Source organism: Paenibacillus sp. JGP012, assembly GCF_014203995.1.
In the GTDB taxonomy this organism is placed as follows: Bacteria; Bacillota; Bacilli; order Paenibacillales; family Paenibacillaceae; genus Paenibacillus; species Paenibacillus silvae.
The window spans coordinates 75,389-90,778 of record NZ_JACHKG010000022.1 but is presented as its reverse complement, the minus strand read 5'-3'; the positions used below and the strand labels follow the sequence as shown (position 1 = coordinate 90,778).

Genomic DNA, 15,390 nt, shown 5'->3' with positions numbered 1-15,390 from the left:
CCATGATACTTTAATTATAAGCGAAAAAGGTACAGTCTCCACAATTTTCTTGAGAGCTGTACCTTTAACATGGAATGGACTTTTTCAGTGGCCTCCGTTTAATGAGATATGTCTTTTTGGGATTTTAGTTCATTTCACGCACTTGTGTAGAGTGCGACATGATTTTACATATTTAATTATCGATTTAGCCTATATCATTTCAATCCACGCACTCGTGTAGAGTGCGACTTGAACATGGTCATCGAATTGAATTACATCACAAGATTTCAATCCACGCACTCGTGTAGAGTGCGACGACGGCTGCTGCGCAACATCTAAAAACTGGTCAAACATTTCAATCCACGCACTCGTGTAGAGTGCGACTGCTCTGGAGCGACATTTACAACCTGACCACGCTGATTTCAATCCACGCACTCGTGTAGAGTGCGACTACTGGAAAAGTCCTTTGATCCGATGAGCCACGAAATTTCAATCCACGCACTCGTGTAGAGTGCGACCGTTCTATCTTTGCGCTAATCCAGACGAAGGCAGCATTTCAATCCACGCACTCGTGTAGAGTGCGACTTAGCTTGGTCTGATACCAGCGATAAACGTAAAGATTTCAATCCACGCACTCGTGTAGAGTGCGACAGCGAAAAATAACGTATAAACATTTCAACAAACGAAAATGTTCCGTAATTCCGCACTTTCTAAACAAGATTTCACACTGATTTTATACAAAACAATCAATTAATTCAACAAATATGTTGCCAAAAGGGAATGAGAAGAGCGATTTTTGGTGCGAATCCCCCAGGAAAATCGTGTGAGCTTAGCATTCGCACCCGTCGTATTTGAACTCATTTAGAAAAATTTACTAGATTCCTATTGAAAACGATCCAGTTTCAAGCTCATATCTACCCGTTCTGGAGTCCACAACAATACATCTGTTAGAAATGTAAGAGCATCCATTCCAGATAAACGATCAACGATCCTTTGGACTATCTCTGTGATATCTCCTCGTGTTTGCTCAATCAGCATAATCCCTCCTCCATCTCCGTTTATGTATAAATTATCTATATGTTCCACCTTACACACATGACGAAGCCATAGCACTCCAGAACTCTCTTCAAGAAAAATGAAATAACATTCATTTACAACATAACCTTGGTAAAGACAAAAATCATTAGCGTAGTCTAATGGACCAAGTATTAATGAAGCAAGTTTCAACTTTCCTGATGTCTTCATTGCGTATCTCCTTCACAAGTTCTATACACACCAAAAGTAGAAAATGTAATGACTACGTGGACATGTTGATATTGCTATAGATAATTCCTTTTGTTAGGATTAAAGTAAAAACAAATACTAATGTCACTATGTCAACATATTGACATTACTTATATTCCCATCATATTAGTTCCTTGAACATATGTCAACATATTGTGCAAAAATATTTTTATTGGAGGAAATTTCATGAATGAATTACTTATCCGCTGTCGTCTTGGTGATATCATGAAAGAACGTGGATTACAAAATAAAGACGTGGTCGAATTAACAGGTGTGAGTCGCAATACGATTACTTCACTGGCAGGTAATGCTACCAAACGTATTGATTATGATACTCTTGGTGCACTTTGTAGAGGTCTGAATGTTTCACCAGGGGACCTATTAGAATATATCCCTGCTAATTCAAAAAGCAACTAATCACGGGCTCTTTACATATTTCCATTCACTCGGGAGCTCTTGTACATATTCTCGAAGAAATGTATTTAACTTTTCCGAGGAGCCTTTTCACTTCATAAGAATAAATATATGTATGTAGGGGTTGTATGCGGTAAAGATGTTTAATAAAATGAAAGCAAGAAAAAAAAGAGTAGCCACGCCAATGGCTACCCCTGCACAGCTTATATGGTGTGATCACCTATGAGTGGTGCTCATTCAAAGTGAAGTGACCCTACCTCTGGCGGTCAACCTGTGGTGGGTCACCTGTTCTTACGATCAGTGTATGTCAGCAACGCGATTACCAACATTGCTATAAGCATCACTTGTTCGATAGTAAAGTTCATGCGATCACCTCCTTTCAGGAGATGGCCATTTCCCACCACAAATTGGCTGTACATTATAAATCATACCAGTGTATAGATGCTCGGACGAGCATCTTTTTTATTTTTTTAAATTACTTCCCTTCCAAGTAAGCAACCACAACAAATATTTCGATCAGTCCATATGGAGTGCGACCAGGGTAACAACCCAAGCAGCCCATTGCATCATTTCAGTCCACGTACTTCATACAGAGTGCGACGCCATGCATTTTACTGGATTCTATTTCAATCAACACATTCCATACAGAGTGCGACGTTGCATCTGTCATGCAGGCCAAGGCACAAGATGTATTTCAATCCACACACTTCATACGAAGTGCGACTACATGAAAAATAGCCCGTTGCACTTGGCTATCTCAATTTCAATCCAAACACTCCATACGGAGTGCGACTCGTTCCTGTATTAGACAATTTAACTGTGAGCTGCATTTCAATCCACGCACTCCATACGGAGTGCGACGGGGATAAATTTGCGCCAGTCATCCGATCAGTTGCGATTTCAATCCACGCACTCCATACGGAGTGCGACGCTGTTACAAGCGCTCCTGCTACGCCTACGGTCATTTCAATCCACGCACTCCATACGGAGTGCGACAATATGGTGGTGGGTGATATGACATGAGCCTAAGTATTTCAATCCACGCACTCCATACGGAGTGCGACTACCAAACCAAAAGGAGCGAATGAACATGTTCACTATTTCAATCCACGCACTCCATACGGAGTGCGACAATACTCGCCATGTGTTACCACCACCTCTCTGAAATTTCAATCCACGCACTCCATACGGAGTGCGACGGAGGATAAATTCAGGCTAGTTGTCGAATGGCTGATTTCAATCCACGCACTCCATACGGAGTGCGACGTTTAAGGATGACCAGTCAGGAACCAGCAAGAAGATTTCAATCCACGCACTCCATACGGAGTGCGACGATATTGCGGCTAATCCTTCCGAACCCGGTACATGATTTCAATCCACGCACTCCATACGGAGTGCGACTGGATTTGCAGGCGAAACTCAAGCTTGGTAGCCTATTTCAATCCACGCACTCCATACGGAGTGCGACTAAAACGCGGCTTCTCCAAGCGCGAGACCTCCAGATTTCAATCCACGCACTCCATACGGAGTGCGACAGCGAAAAATAACGTATAAACATTTTCTCCAACGAAAATATTTCGTAATTCCGCAACTTCTTACCTTGATTCCCCCTAATTTTATACAAAGCAATCAAATAATTCAACAAAAACGTTGCCAAAAGGGAATGAAAAGAGCAATTTTTGGTGCGAATCCCTCAGGAAAATCATGTGAGCTTGGGGTTCGCACCACGAGCAAGCTTGATCTCAGGAACCTAACGATTCACAGCGACGCTATTTGGCCCATTTTGGGCATTCTCATATTCTAACGATCTCCAGAAACCTTATTTACTTGAAATGACGCGTTTTGTGCCACATTTTTGAGGTTTGAACTACAATAGCGCTTCTGGGGATCGTTAGATTTTAAAACTTCACTCAGGTTGCAAAATAAGGTTCTGTGGGATCGTTAGCGTGATGGTTCCCCCTCCTTCTCTTTCACTATGACAAACATCACATCCAACATCTTCCTCAAATGCTACATTAAATAACGACCAAGTGACCGAAATAGTAAAACGGTCAATCGAAAGTTCAGCTTCATGGACTACTTCCATCGTTCCACATGTTCAGCACCACGAGTTACTTACATTTGATTCACATGTTCAGTGCTCCACAGTTTACTTACATTTAGATTCACAACTTCTTCACCTGCAACACCAGTGCTTCGCACGTGTTTCACCCGCCTCACCCATTAAACATATCTCACATCAAGGAGGTGCATATGCCGTGAAAACGATAGATCGAAGGCAACAGGTAATGGACTCTGCCGAGAAATCCTTTGCCCTGTTTGGCTACAAGGCCACAACGATGGAGCAAGTTGCGAGACTGGCCAATGTGGGCAAAGGAACGATCTATACCTTTTTCGAGAATAAAGAAGAATTGTTCGATGAGATCCTGCGCTCGATTATTTCCGATATGAAACAGATCACGGAACAGACGGTGAATGAGGAAAACTCTTTTTTGGATAACGTACATCAGAGTATGGACTCTTTGCTGGAATATCGGGAGGAGCATGAACTGCTGATCAAGCTGTTCCAGGAGGTCAATGAGTTCGGAACGCCGCAAGCGAAGGAGGGTCTGCAAAAGGTAGAGAAAGCCATCCTCGAATACCTCGAGCGTCAGGTCAGTCGTGCCATGGAACTACAGCAGATTCGCACCGACGATCCCAAGCTGGTTTCGTTTGTACTAATGAAGCTGTACGTCAGCCTGACATCCGATTGGAACAAAGCGCATCCTACGCTGCACAAGGATCAGATCAAAGCATTTGTGGGCCTCTTTCTCAAAAATGGATTGTCCCCCACATAGAGAAACGCCCACAGACGCACATAGACCATACTAGAGATAGAAAACAAGGGATTAGCGTAAGATAGGGAGAGAACATCATGAAATCATTGCGTGTATTTGGGCAGGATTTGAAGTCCGCCTTCAAGAAACCAAAAGTGTTTATTCCAATTCTCGTTGTACTGTTCATTCCGGTGTTATATAGCGGGCTGTTCTGAACGCCTTCTGGGACCCGTATGGCAAAATGAATGAATTACCTGTAGCCGTGGTGAACACGGACCAGGGTGCAGTTTACAATGATAAATCGCTTGAGGTCGGCCAGAATCTGGTCGATGAGCTGAAAAAAAGTGATGATTTTAACTGGCAGTTCGTCACCCGCGAACAGGCAGAACAAGGCATGAAAGACAACAAGTATTACATGACGATTGTCATTCCGGAGGACTTTTCCGCCAAAGCAACCACGCTGATGGATGACCACCCCGAGCCCGCAGAGCTGATCTACGAGCCCAACGAAGGCTACAACTTCCTTGCAGGTCAGATCGGCGGTACGGCGGTCAAACAGATTCGCACCAAAGTCTCTGCCAAAGTCACTGAATCGTATACCGAGTCCCTGCTGGATAAGGTCGGAGATGTGTCGGACGGTTTGGCGACTGCCGGAGATGGCGCTGAGAAGATTCACGATGGAGCAAGCAAACTAGACGCAGGAGCGGCTACGTTAAAAGAAAACCTGGCGAAACTGGCGGATGGTGCAGGCAAGCTGCAAAACGGCACAGTTTCGTTAAAAGAAGGCACAGCCTCCCTTGCCAAAGGCGCAGGTGATCTTCACACAGGCGCGAGCACACTATCCAGTGGACTCGCTCAATTAGCTGCTGCCGGCACCAAGCTCGGTGACGGTACAGCTCAGGCAGCAGCCGGCGGCAAGCAGCTGCATGCCGGCGTGCAAGCGGCGCAAGAGGGTGCGTCCAAGCTGGACGCCGGACTCGCCGCTACCGAGCAAGGCAGTGCGAAGCTGACTGCCGGGCTGCAGGCTTCTGTTGAGGGCAGCGGCAAAGTCAGCGAAGGCGCCAAAGCGGTCGCTCAAGGTCTGGAACAGTTAGCCAAATCCAGCCCTGAGCTCGCGGCCAGCCCCGCTGTTCAGCAGCTGCTCGCAGCCAGTCAGGCTGTAGCCGCTGGCAGTGAGCAGGTATATCAAGGCGGGCAGCAGCTCGTTGCCGGAAGCCAGCAGCTTCAAGCTGCACAGCAGCAGCTGCACCAAGGCAGCAGTCAGCTAGTGCAAGGTGAGCAGCAGCTGGTGCAGGGCGCTGCTCAGTTGTCTGGCGGGCAAGAACAGCTTGCCGCTGGACTGGAGCAATTCAACGCCAAATTAAATGAAGCGGCGGCGGGTGGTGCCAAGCTGGCAGCAGGTTCAGAGCAGCTGAATGCTGGTGCGGGTAAGCTTTTGAAAGGTGTGGGCACACTGGAAGATGGAGTCTCTACTCTGACGGACGGTTCTCAGAAGCTTGCAAACGGTGCGGGTGAATTGAAAGAGAGCACGGTCAAATTAACCGATGGCTCCGGGGAGCTCGCCACCAAATTAAAGGATGCAGCCGAGCAAACCAGCAGTGTGCATCAAACAGATGAACTCGTCCAGATGTATGCTGAACCTGTGAAGGTCGATGAACACAAACTGAATCAGGTCCCGAATTACGGCACAGGCTTCTCGCCTTACTTCCTGTCTCTTGGTCTGTTTGTTGGTGCGCTGATTGCTACACTCGTTGTACCGACACGGGGGAGCAGTGTGAGCGACGCTACAGGCTGGAATCGATTTGTGAGCAAAACGCTTGCCTTCACGATCATGAGCGGTGTTCAATCGTTGCTCGCTTCCGGGCTCGTTTTATACGGTCTGGGATTGAAGGTACAGAGTGTCCCATTATTTCTGTTATTCAGCTTTGTAACCAGTCTGACCTTCATGTACATCATTCAGGCACTCGTTACCTGGCTGGAAAATCCGGGGCGTTTCATCGCGATTCTCATGCTGATCTTCCAGCTCACCACAAGTGCGGGCACGTTCCCGTTGGAGCTTATCCCGAACTGGCTTAAAGTGTTTAATCCATGGCTACCAATGACTTACTCGGTAACCGGATATAAAGCTGTTATTTCCAGCGGAGAGTTTGGCGTCGCCTGGGATCAGATCGGAATCTTGTGCCTCTTTGCCATCCTCGGCCTGGCGGGTACATTATCGTATTTCCTGAAGCATCGGACTGCCGAGGACAACAGTGTTAGTCAGGAAGCCGTACTGCAGGCTTAGATTCATTCTTTGATAAATGCAAGAATGCCAGTCACCACATAAAGACGGATAATAGCGAGTGGAAGGTTATTCTGTCATCGGAACGTAATAAAAAGGCATATCCCTCGTCCTGACCTGCTATGTGTAGCAAGTGTGACGTGAAGGATATGCCTTTTACTGATCATGGGCTTTGAGATTTCTAACGCTAGCTCTAGTAACAATCCTTTGCTTTCGGATAAGGCTTTCTTTCAAGAAGCTTGTAGGCTAATCCGCCCTCTACTGGACTTGCTCTCTAATTAGATTGTGCTAACCCGTCGTCATGCTCTCAATACCTGAATACCTAGTATGTAGAATAGCTCGCAAAAAGGAACACGGCCAATAAAATCACAATAATAATCGCATAGAAAGCTGTACCGATAATACCACACACAAGTCCTGCAACGGCTAATCCTTTCCCCTGCTCCATGCGCATACGAATTTCCTTGAAGGATATGGATGCAAAAATAATAGCCACAATCCCGATTAGAAATCCAATGTATGGAATCGTAATTGACAAGATGCCCAAAACCAGCGACACAATCGACTTCGAGTTTGTTTTTGGCGGTGGTGCATAAGGTGTTGGCGCGAAGCTGTCATCATAGTAACGATCAGCACTTTTGTAATTTTGTTGATTCAAGGTAAATCCTCCCTGTTATTGTTGTATTCTCACATTATAAACGATAAGCGGGAATATACCTTTCCATTTTATGGTTTTTTTCAAAAAAATATGATCCTTCGGACGCTACAATAACCAGGTCGTGTCTTGAATACCACTGAAGCGCATTTTGAAACGCCTTTTCTCCCGCTGCTGCGTCACTTTCCATTAACGCGCTCCGACATAACTGCGGGAACTTTCTGGCTTGGAACGAAAGGCATACCATAGATAGCAAAGAATTCTTCAGCATCAGCTTCCTGCAGCATCTCCAGACACACCCTATTGTGTTAACTTTCACTGCTGATATTGCTGAGCTTCATCATGAGTGTCGTAAAATGAACCGCTCTCCTCAGCTACCTGCCCAGGTGCAACACAAACTGAACTTTTGGAAAAAAACTGGACGCTACACACAGAAGTGGACGCATGTCACAAAATTAGACGCTACGCCACTAATTGATCCATAAATTTCGTCACAGCCAGTCAGTTTAAGCAGCACATATGAGTACCGAAAGTTGTAACGATTCCTACAGACGCTATTTTGCTCTTTTTAGCCGATTTAAAATTCTAACGATTCCCACAAACCTTATTTACTCTAAATACTGCGATTTCAGCTACTTTTTGGTCATTTCAGTCTAAATAGCGCTCCTGGGAATCGTTAGATTTACAAACACTGCTTAGGAAGCCAATAAGGCTCCGTGAGATCGTTAGCGTGTCAGGTGCAGTTCAATGCGATAGGTTAGTTCATAGGCAGCTTGGTATGTCTTTCAATTCAATCCAAGATCTCCATTGTAAAATGCGACAACAAAAAACACGTAATCAAAGCATATCATATGCATTCGTTACGTGTTTTCCTTCGATCTACTTTTTAATTAGCTACATCTTTCATAGGAGCGTGGCACTCGCACAGTTTTCACCCTGCTAATCCACATCCACCCGTTGGAGGAAGGTTTGTGTGCGGGCGAGTTTCGGAGCGCCAAAGATTTGTTCTGGCGGACCTTGCTCCGCAATTTCGCCATTGTCCATAAAGAAGACACGGTCCGCGACATCACGAGCAAAGCTCATCTCATGCGTCACGATCATCATTGTCATGTTCTCCTGCGCCAGCTGTTTGATGACACGCAGCACTTCGCCGGTCAATTCCGGGTCAAGGGCCGAGGTCGGCTCATCGAAGAGCAGGATGTCGGGCTGCATCATCAGGGCACGGGCAATCGCCACGCGCTGCTTCTGTCCGCCGGACAGGTTAGCCGGATACGCATCGGCCTTGTCCGACAGCCCAACTTTCGCAAGCAGCTCCATGCTGCGGGTGCGAATGGCTTTGCTATTTTCCTTTTTCAGCGTCTTCGGTGCAAGTTCCAGATTCGCCAGTACAGTCAGATGCGGGAACAAGTTAAAATGCTGGAACACCATGCCCATCCGATCCGTAATCTTCCGAATCTCGCCAACACCCGCATACCGTCCATCGTCCACGAGTGTCTGATTCTGAATACGAATCGTACCGCCTGTAATATCCTCCAGGTGGATCAGGCTGCGCAGCATCGTACTTTTCCCCGAACCCGAAGGACCAATTACCGCAATAACTTCGCCTGGCGCCACGTCAAAAGACACCTGTTTGAGCACATCCAGAGTGCCAAATGATTTTTTCAACTGTTTAACTTCTATACTATATGTCATATGCAGACAGTCCTTTGATTAATCAGATTGGATTTATTCATGGGAGAAGCGTTTCTCCAGAGTCTTGAACAGCAAAGTGAGCACCAGGGTCATAAGCAGATACATGATGGCTGCCACGAAAAATGGGATCAACTGCAAATCCCGATTCACTGCGGCTTGCGCGTAATAGAGCAACTCAGGTACAGCCACTGCATACAATAATGCCGTATCTTTAACCAATGTAATCGCTTCGTTTGCTGTTGCAGGAAGTACGACACGAATCATCTGCGGGATAATGACTTTGACCATCGTCTGCCACTTCGTTAATCCAAGCACCTTCGCGGCTTCATGTTGACCTTTGTCAATCGACAACAGCCCGCCTCGGAAAATCTCGGCAAAATAGGCCGCATAGTTTAGCACAAAAGCAATTCCCGCTGCCACAACCCGATCGAACACCAGATATTCTCCGATGACAGGAAGGAGCGGCAGGCCAAAGCAGAAAAACAAAATTTGCAGCAGCAGCGGTGTCCCACGCATCACATACACATACGTATGCGCGATCCATGCCAAAGGCTTGAACCTGCTTCTCATCGCTAACGTAACCATGAAGCCAAGTGGAACCGAGAGAATGATCGCCACCAGAAACATAAAAATGGTCGTCTGAGCACCCTCAAGCATCGGTTTTAAAATGGTCGATATATAATCCCAACTCATATGAAGTCTCCTCTAATCTGTTAACCCCGCACTCCTCGGAAGCATATTGCTCCAGCGTGGAATACGGGGTCATCATTTTCGTGAGTGCTCTCTATAATAAGAGAACGCCCCACATCGTTATATGTCAGGTCAACGGACCTGTCTGATCTCATCCCGAATGCAAATGCTTTATCGCGTCAGATTACTTCAGAACCTTGTCTTCACCAAGCCACTTTTTGGAGATTTCAGCGGCTTGGCCATCTGCATTCAGCTCATCCAGCGCCTTCTGCAGCTGGTTCAGAAGCTCTTCATTGCCTTTTTTGATCCCGATGCCGTACTGCTCAGGGGCAAGTGATTCATCCAGCAGCTTGAAGGTGCCTTCTTCTTTGGACATATAATATCTTGCAACCACTTCGTCAATGATCACGGCATCCAGACGTTTCGTCTTCAGATCTGTAAGGGCAAGCACGTTATCCTTGAACTCGGAGGCTTTGACCTTGTCCTTCAAAGGACTTGCCGCAAGCGCATCTGCCGCTGAGGACAGTGCTTGTAAGCCTACATTTTTGCCATCCAGCTCATCCAGCTTCGTGATCGGAGAGTCCGCGAGTGTAATTGCAACCTGACTGTTCTCCAGATAAGGCTTGGTGAATAGCACCTTCTCTTTGCGCTCATCCGTAATGGTATATCCGTTCCAGATCATATCAATTCGTCCGCTGTTCAGCTCCGACTCTTTGGAAGACCAGTCGATCGGCTGGAACGTCACCTTTTTCCCCATTTTCTCGGCAGCAGCACGGGCATAGTCAATATCAAAGCCTACAATTTCATTCTGCTCATCCCGGAATCCCATAGGTGCAAATTTATCGTCAATACCGACAATAATCGTGTCATCGTCCTTGCTTGCAGAGCTCGAACAGCCCGCCATAATGACCATACATATGCTGATAAATAATAATAAAATCGCTTTTTTTCTCATCTTTCGTACCCCTCCATGTCTATGACCAAGCCAAATGCTTTAGTTCGTTACCACGTTATCAGAGCCTTATAATAACATAGCATGAGAGAAGAGTCGAGCATCTTGCCCATTTTTCAGCGATGTATTCCTAATATTTGTAAACGATTTGTGAAAATGCAGCCTGCACCTGCGCCGGTTCCACCAGCTTCTGGCGAACAACCGAATCCCATTGCTCCGGCTTTTGCAAAGCTTTTAGCTCCATTCCAGCCCACTGCTCAGCCCGCTTACGGTCAAGTACAATCCGTGTATCCTTGAATTGATAGGCGACCTGCTCCAGATTATCAATCAGGACGAAATTCGCAACCGCGTTATACACAAGTACCCGTTCAAGCTCCACTTTGTTCATTTCATCTGTGTTCATGCTGTAATTGATTTGAGCTGTGAACGTCTCCGGGAACAGCTGATAGCCGTCCAAACGCTCATGCATCGGCAGACTCTGGTTCAAATGGCTAAGATTCGAGAAATTGCCCATATAGGCATTTTGATATTTAGTCACGGCAGTAAAATCATGCGTCAGTGGATGCTTCTGCTGCTCTTCATACCTGCTCTGATCTGCTGCAAGCCTCGGATTAACAAAGCCCTCCACCACAATCAAACTGATTAATCCTATCACCAAAAGGCAGACAATCCATACGTTTCTCGACTTCATACGTTATCACTCACTTCATATTTGCTAACAATCCGGTATGCCCGGTTTACGATTAAAGGAACCATAATGCTAAGCAGTGGTACGGCAAAAGCAATCAGAATAACAGCCAGCTGGTAAGGTCCTTCCACCTCAATCGGTCGGTCAAACCAGATATTGCTTCCGAATCGCAACGCCGCCTGCGTCCCCCACAGCGCAAGCACAAATCCTGCCCACAGCCACCACACTCTGCGCTGCCACTTCTTCATTAGCGGCATACGGATACGTGTTGTTTTTTGACCCAGAGAAGATTCGTTCTCTCCATTTCCCCTATTGCTGATTAAATAAAATACATAACCTGCCCCCACGACCAAACTCACGATCAGGAGTAAATTGTTCAGAGCCGCACCTGCCACCATCACTCGCATAGGAATGGTTACAATCCAGGCTACAAGACTATACATTAGCGCGGATTGCCATAATGTAGTCCAATACGGAACACGTTCTACACTTAGATATTCACCCATCAACTCCTCCACGCCCGAGATATGCTGAATGGCTGTCTGAAACGCCTGCTCCTCACTCATGCCCTCTGATAGATAATCTTCTATGCGTGCTGTCAGATTGCTGCGAATCTCTTCCTTCAGCTCCTGATGCTCGATCGTATTCCGGGTGCCTGCGAACAAACGATCCAGATGCCGATCAATCCGTGTTTCCATTCTCATCTTTGGTCATCTCCCTGTTCACCCATTGCAATCATGCAATCGATTAATGTTTTGGCTGCATGCCAGGCCTGCACCTGCATTTGATAAGCTTCACGCCCCTGGCTTGTGATGCGGTAATATTTTCTTCTGCCGCCTTGCGTCTCTTCTCCCCAGTAAGCCTGCACGTATTCACCTTTCTCCAGTCGTTTCAAGCTGGAATACAGCGTAGGTTCCTTGAGTTCAAACTTCTCTCCGCTTTTGCGATAAATTTCCTTAATAATGCCGTATCCGTAGTTATCCGCTGGAATCAGCACGCTCAATATGATCGGATCGATATTTCCTCGAATCAGATCACTGTTGATTAATTGTATATCCATATGTGGGTTTCACCGACTTTCCTTCTTACCTTCATTTATATGTATAGCATAAGACATATTACTATGTCTGTAAAGGTAATATGCCTTGTGCTGTATAAAAAAAGACGAAGCAGCTCCATTGCTGTTTCGTCCCTTGTAATCATCTAATTAAATTTCACCTTAATGATCATCGTTTGGGTTGCCAGTCTGATTCCTATTGTAAACTATTGCTGAACCTTCTCGCGATCCTTGCCTTTGTCCGATTCCCCCGCGTTTTTGTTCGCGGCGTCCCGGTCCTGCTGCATCTCTTCCACCGTTTTGACCTTCAGACGTGCGGCTCCTTCGTATGCCTTGGTTGGAAGAAGATTGCCCGCTGCAAGTCTCGCTTCAGCAGCCGTGATGGCTTCACCGTATTGCGGCAGCCACTGCGCCTGCGCTACCAGCATCTCATCGACCATCTGCCAGATTTCCTTCGGATTGCAGACCGCACCGACCAGCGGGTCCATCATAAATGCCTGTCGCAGCAGCTTGTCGTCTCCACGTACTGCCGCTTCAACCGCAAGGCGCTGAACCGAAATGCTCACATTACACACGGCTGCCGGCCCCAGCGGCAGATCACCCACATGCGGCATCGAGATGCCATTGCGGTCCACATAACCCGGTGCTTCAATAATGGCATCATCCGGCAGGTTGGAGATCACGCCATTGTTTACCGTATTGAAATGACCGCGGTACACACGCCCTGTCTCCAGCCCTTCAATAATGTACGAGCCATGTTCTTCACCACGTTTTTCCGCTATATATTGCATCGGCTCATCCTTCAGCCAGTTTGGAAAATCGGTTTCAAACCAGTTGCGTCCCTCCGTACAGACTCGCAAATAACCGCCTGTCTCCCCGTTAATCCAGCTCCCGAGATCAATCCAGTCGTTGATTTCCTCCGGGCGTTTCCGATACCATGGCACATATTCGCTCAGATGTCCATTGGATTCCGTGCTGTAATAACCGAAGCGGCGCAGCATATCGATCCGCACCTTCTCGGTACGGCTGTACTCCGGGTGCTTCTCAAACGCTTCAAGCAAGTCGCCCGTAAGGTCCCTGCCTTTATGCGACGCCTGAATATACCACGTTTGATGATTGATGCCTGCACATACGATATCGACTTCACTTTTTTTCAACCCGTATACTTCTGCAATCTGATGGTGACCATGCTGTACCCCGTGACAGAGCCCGATCGTCCGCACACCACCGTATTTATTGCAGGCCCATGTCAGCATCGCCATCGGATTAGAGTAGTTTAGTAGCAGTACATCCGGCGCACTCTGCTCTCCAATGTCCTTGCATATTTCGAGCATCTCGGCAATACCGCGCTGTCCGTACATAATGCCGCCTGCACATAACGTGTCACCCACACACTGATCGACACCATATTTCAGCGGAATATCTACATCGGTTGCAAAAGCCTCCAGCCCGCCCACACGAATGGTACATAACACATACTTTGCGTCTTTGAGCGCTTCTCTCCGGTCTGTTGTCGGCTGAATCTGAATATTCAGTCCATTCTCCCGAATGTCACGCTGACACAGTTCCGTTACCATGTCCAGATTATGCTGATTAATATCACAGAAGGCGATCTCGATGTTATTAAACTCCGGTACAGTAAGTAAATCCCGCAGCAGTCCACGAGTAAATCCAATACTGCCCGCTCCAATAAACGCCACTTTAAACGACATGCACATGTCCTCCCGTAATCCGAACCTTGCGGCTTCGGTTAATGGCTTGCTTCATGGGTTCATTGTAGCAACGGGGCGATAGAGAGCGTTATCAAAATCATGACATGTTCGCAAGCAAGGTGTCAAAAATTCTAACTTATATACGCTTATACTTTTACATCTTCTATTACTAGCTATATAAGTTGAACTAAAGAATTTACACAATCCACTCCGATGACAGAACAAACTTCCAATCGCTGTTATCCCCAGATTTTTTCGATTCCCTTTTCTAAAGGGAAAATCCGGTGATAAAGGCGACCGCTTCGCTTTTTCAGTTTTTTTCTGTCCTCCTCGTTCACGTGTAAATGAATAGTCTAACTTATATAAATGGACCTGACTCTTCTACAGCTGGCTGTAGCTGATGAGTTGAATACCTTGATCTCTCACATACTGTCGCAGTGCCGGATTCATCAATAAAGCGAGATCGTGCTCACGCTCATCTACCAGTGATGAAATACTGCGTAGTTCCTCATCCGCATATCCTGGATGTCCAGCAATTTCAACAATACAATCGGTATCTTTATACTGTTCCAACACACCACGGAACCAGGCTTCCTGAAGAAAAGGCATAGCCGGATCACCACATAACATATCTGTGGACCGAATACCTGCATCCGCAAGCCTTCCTTCCAACTCGGGAGATATGATATCATCTCTTCTCATGGGAACGTTATATTCCCGAGCCAGCTCTATGATCAAATCAAGCATTTGCGCATCTTTTACACTCACACCATGATGCGTGTCCAGATGATTCAACCTTAATCCGGAAGCCAGAAACTTCTCAATCTGCGCCTTCAGCTCCGCTCTGACCTCCCCGGGATTATAGGACGTAGGGATAAGTCCAGGTTTTCGATAGAAATGCCCCGATTCGTTGACGATACTCTGAACAGCCGAAGCTTCCAGCACAGGGGTCATGAACGTCAGGTTCAAATGCACGCCCATAGCTGTGATGCCCGCTTCAAGGGCCATGGCACTACTTCGCTCAAAATGTACCGAATTCACCAGGGCTGAGGTATCCGTAATCAGACCTTGTTTCATCCCCACAATGATACCTTCGCTGACTTTCATGGTGATCCCATAATCGTCTGCATTGACAATCAGCCTCATCTTGCTCCTCCCCTTTTCTGTTTA

At 46.7% G+C, this 15,390-nt stretch carries 13 protein-coding genes and 2 CRISPR repeat arrays; of the genes, 3 read left to right on the top strand and 10 right to left on the bottom strand.

Annotated features, from left to right (window positions below; translation table 11 throughout):
- Positions 1–126 precede the first annotated feature (126 nt).
- A CRISPR array of direct repeats spans positions 127–630; the repeat unit is 32 nt; unit sequence ATTTCAATCCACGCACTCGTGTAGAGTGCGAC.
- 231 nt (positions 631–861) lie between these two features.
- Positions 862–1,224: a hypothetical protein gene (locus tag HNR77_RS22290; protein WP_184189330.1), complete on the bottom strand. Its 363-nt coding sequence runs from the start codon at positions 1,222–1,224 to the stop codon at positions 862–864.
- A gap of 225 nt (positions 1,225–1,449) precedes the next feature.
- Here HNR77_RS22290 and HNR77_RS22285 point away from each other — a divergent pair, with 225 nt between their 5' ends.
- The 3 genes from HNR77_RS22285 to HNR77_RS22275 all read left to right on the top strand — a co-directional run bounded on the left by HNR77_RS22285 (position 1,450) and on the right by HNR77_RS22275 (position 6,777).
- Positions 1,450–1,680 (top strand): helix-turn-helix domain-containing protein, encoded by a 231-nt coding sequence (locus HNR77_RS22285; protein ID WP_184189327.1) that lies wholly within the window; start codon positions 1,450–1,452, stop codon positions 1,678–1,680.
- 565 nt (positions 1,681–2,245) lie between these two features.
- Positions 2,246–3,212: direct repeats of the CRISPR family, unit length 33 nt; unit sequence ATTTCAATCCACGCACTCCATACGGAGTGCGAC.
- A gap of 723 nt (positions 3,213–3,935) precedes the next feature.
- A complete protein-coding gene (locus HNR77_RS22280; RefSeq protein WP_184189324.1) occupies positions 3,936–4,514 on the top strand; it encodes a TetR/AcrR family transcriptional regulator in 579 nt (192 codons plus the stop codon).
- Between the two features lie 220 nt (positions 4,515–4,734).
- Positions 4,735–6,777, top strand: a complete 2,043-nt coding sequence (locus HNR77_RS22275) for a YhgE/Pip family protein (RefSeq protein WP_311768663.1) — start codon at positions 4,735–4,737, stop codon at positions 6,775–6,777.
- 319 nt (positions 6,778–7,096) lie between these two features.
- Here HNR77_RS22275 and HNR77_RS22270 read toward each other — a convergent pair whose 3' ends face one another.
- The 9 genes from HNR77_RS22270 to HNR77_RS22230 all read right to left on the bottom strand — a co-directional run bounded on the left by HNR77_RS22270 (position 7,097) and on the right by HNR77_RS22230 (position 15,366).
- Positions 7,097–7,432, bottom strand: a complete 336-nt coding sequence (locus HNR77_RS22270; RefSeq protein WP_184189321.1) for a DUF4190 domain-containing protein — start codon at positions 7,430–7,432, stop codon at positions 7,097–7,099.
- A 936-nt stretch (positions 7,433–8,368) separates the two neighbouring features.
- Positions 8,369–9,121 (bottom strand): amino acid ABC transporter ATP-binding protein, encoded by a 753-nt coding sequence (locus tag HNR77_RS22265; protein WP_184189318.1) that lies wholly within the window; start codon positions 9,119–9,121, stop codon positions 8,369–8,371.
- 33 nt (positions 9,122–9,154) lie between these two features.
- Complete coding sequence (locus HNR77_RS22260; RefSeq protein ID WP_184189315.1) at positions 9,155–9,814, bottom strand: amino acid ABC transporter permease; 660 nt, start codon at positions 9,812–9,814, stop codon at positions 9,155–9,157.
- 181 nt (positions 9,815–9,995) lie between these two features.
- A complete protein-coding gene (locus tag HNR77_RS22255) occupies positions 9,996–10,766 on the bottom strand; it encodes an amino acid ABC transporter substrate-binding protein (protein ID WP_184189312.1) in 771 nt (256 codons plus the stop codon).
- Between the two features lie 127 nt (positions 10,767–10,893).
- Positions 10,894–11,454: a DUF4825 domain-containing protein gene (locus HNR77_RS22250; RefSeq protein WP_184189309.1), complete on the bottom strand. Its 561-nt coding sequence runs from the start codon at positions 11,452–11,454 to the stop codon at positions 10,894–10,896.
- Positions 11,451–12,155, bottom strand: coding sequence for a permease prefix domain 1-containing protein (locus HNR77_RS22245; protein ID WP_184189306.1), 705 nt, complete (start codon positions 12,153–12,155; stop codon positions 11,451–11,453). Before HNR77_RS22245 ends, HNR77_RS22250 begins: the two co-directional genes overlap by 4 nt.
- The gene (locus tag HNR77_RS22240) at positions 12,152–12,511 is read right to left on the bottom strand and encodes a PadR family transcriptional regulator (RefSeq protein ID WP_184189303.1); all 360 of its coding nucleotides are present in this window, start codon (positions 12,509–12,511) and stop codon (positions 12,152–12,154) included. Before HNR77_RS22240 ends, HNR77_RS22245 begins: the two co-directional genes overlap by 4 nt.
- 203 nt (positions 12,512–12,714) lie before the next feature.
- Entirely contained in the window at positions 12,715–14,220 is a 1,506-nt protein-coding gene (melA, locus tag HNR77_RS22235) for an alpha-glucosidase/alpha-galactosidase (RefSeq protein WP_184189300.1), read from the bottom strand.
- Positions 14,221–14,601: 381 nt separating this feature from the next.
- Positions 14,602–15,366 carry a carbohydrate deacetylase gene (locus tag HNR77_RS22230; protein WP_184189297.1) on the bottom strand — a complete coding sequence of 255 codons (765 nt, stop codon included), beginning with the start codon at positions 15,364–15,366 and terminating at the stop codon, positions 14,602–14,604.
- Between the last annotated feature and the right edge of the window lie 24 nt (positions 15,367–15,390).

What these genes read in the sequence shown, in the direction of transcription:
- HNR77_RS22290 (WP_184189330.1), bottom strand. Translation starts at nt 1,224, where the DNA reads ATGAAGACATCAGGAAAGTTGAAACTTGCTTCATTAATACTTGGTCCA.
- HNR77_RS22285 (WP_184189327.1), top strand. Translation starts at nt 1,450, where the DNA reads ATGAATGAATTACTTATCCGCTGTCGTCTTGGTGATATCATGAAAGAA.
- HNR77_RS22275 (WP_311768663.1), top strand. Translation starts at nt 4,735, where the DNA reads ATGAATGAATTACCTGTAGCCGTGGTGAACACGGACCAGGGTGCAGTT.
- HNR77_RS22265 (WP_184189318.1), bottom strand. Translation starts at nt 9,121, where the DNA reads ATGACATATAGTATAGAAGTTAAACAGTTGAAAAAATCATTTGGCACT.
- HNR77_RS22260 (WP_184189315.1), bottom strand. Translation starts at nt 9,814, where the DNA reads ATGAGTTGGGATTATATATCGACCATTTTAAAACCGATGCTTGAGGGT.
- HNR77_RS22255 (WP_184189312.1), bottom strand. Translation starts at nt 10,766, where the DNA reads ATGAGAAAAAAAGCGATTTTATTATTATTTATCAGCATATGTATGGTC.
- HNR77_RS22250 (WP_184189309.1), bottom strand. Translation starts at nt 11,454, where the DNA reads ATGAAGTCGAGAAACGTATGGATTGTCTGCCTTTTGGTGATAGGATTA.
- HNR77_RS22245 (WP_184189306.1), bottom strand. Translation starts at nt 12,155, where the DNA reads ATGAGAATGGAAACACGGATTGATCGGCATCTGGATCGTTTGTTCGCA.
- HNR77_RS22240 (WP_184189303.1), bottom strand. Translation starts at nt 12,511, where the DNA reads ATGGATATACAATTAATCAACAGTGATCTGATTCGAGGAAATATCGAT.
- melA (WP_184189300.1), bottom strand. Translation starts at nt 14,220, where the DNA reads ATGTCGTTTAAAGTGGCGTTTATTGGAGCGGGCAGTATTGGATTTACT.
- HNR77_RS22230 (WP_184189297.1), bottom strand. Translation starts at nt 15,366, where the DNA reads ATGAGGCTGATTGTCAATGCAGACGATTATGGGATCACCATGAAAGTC.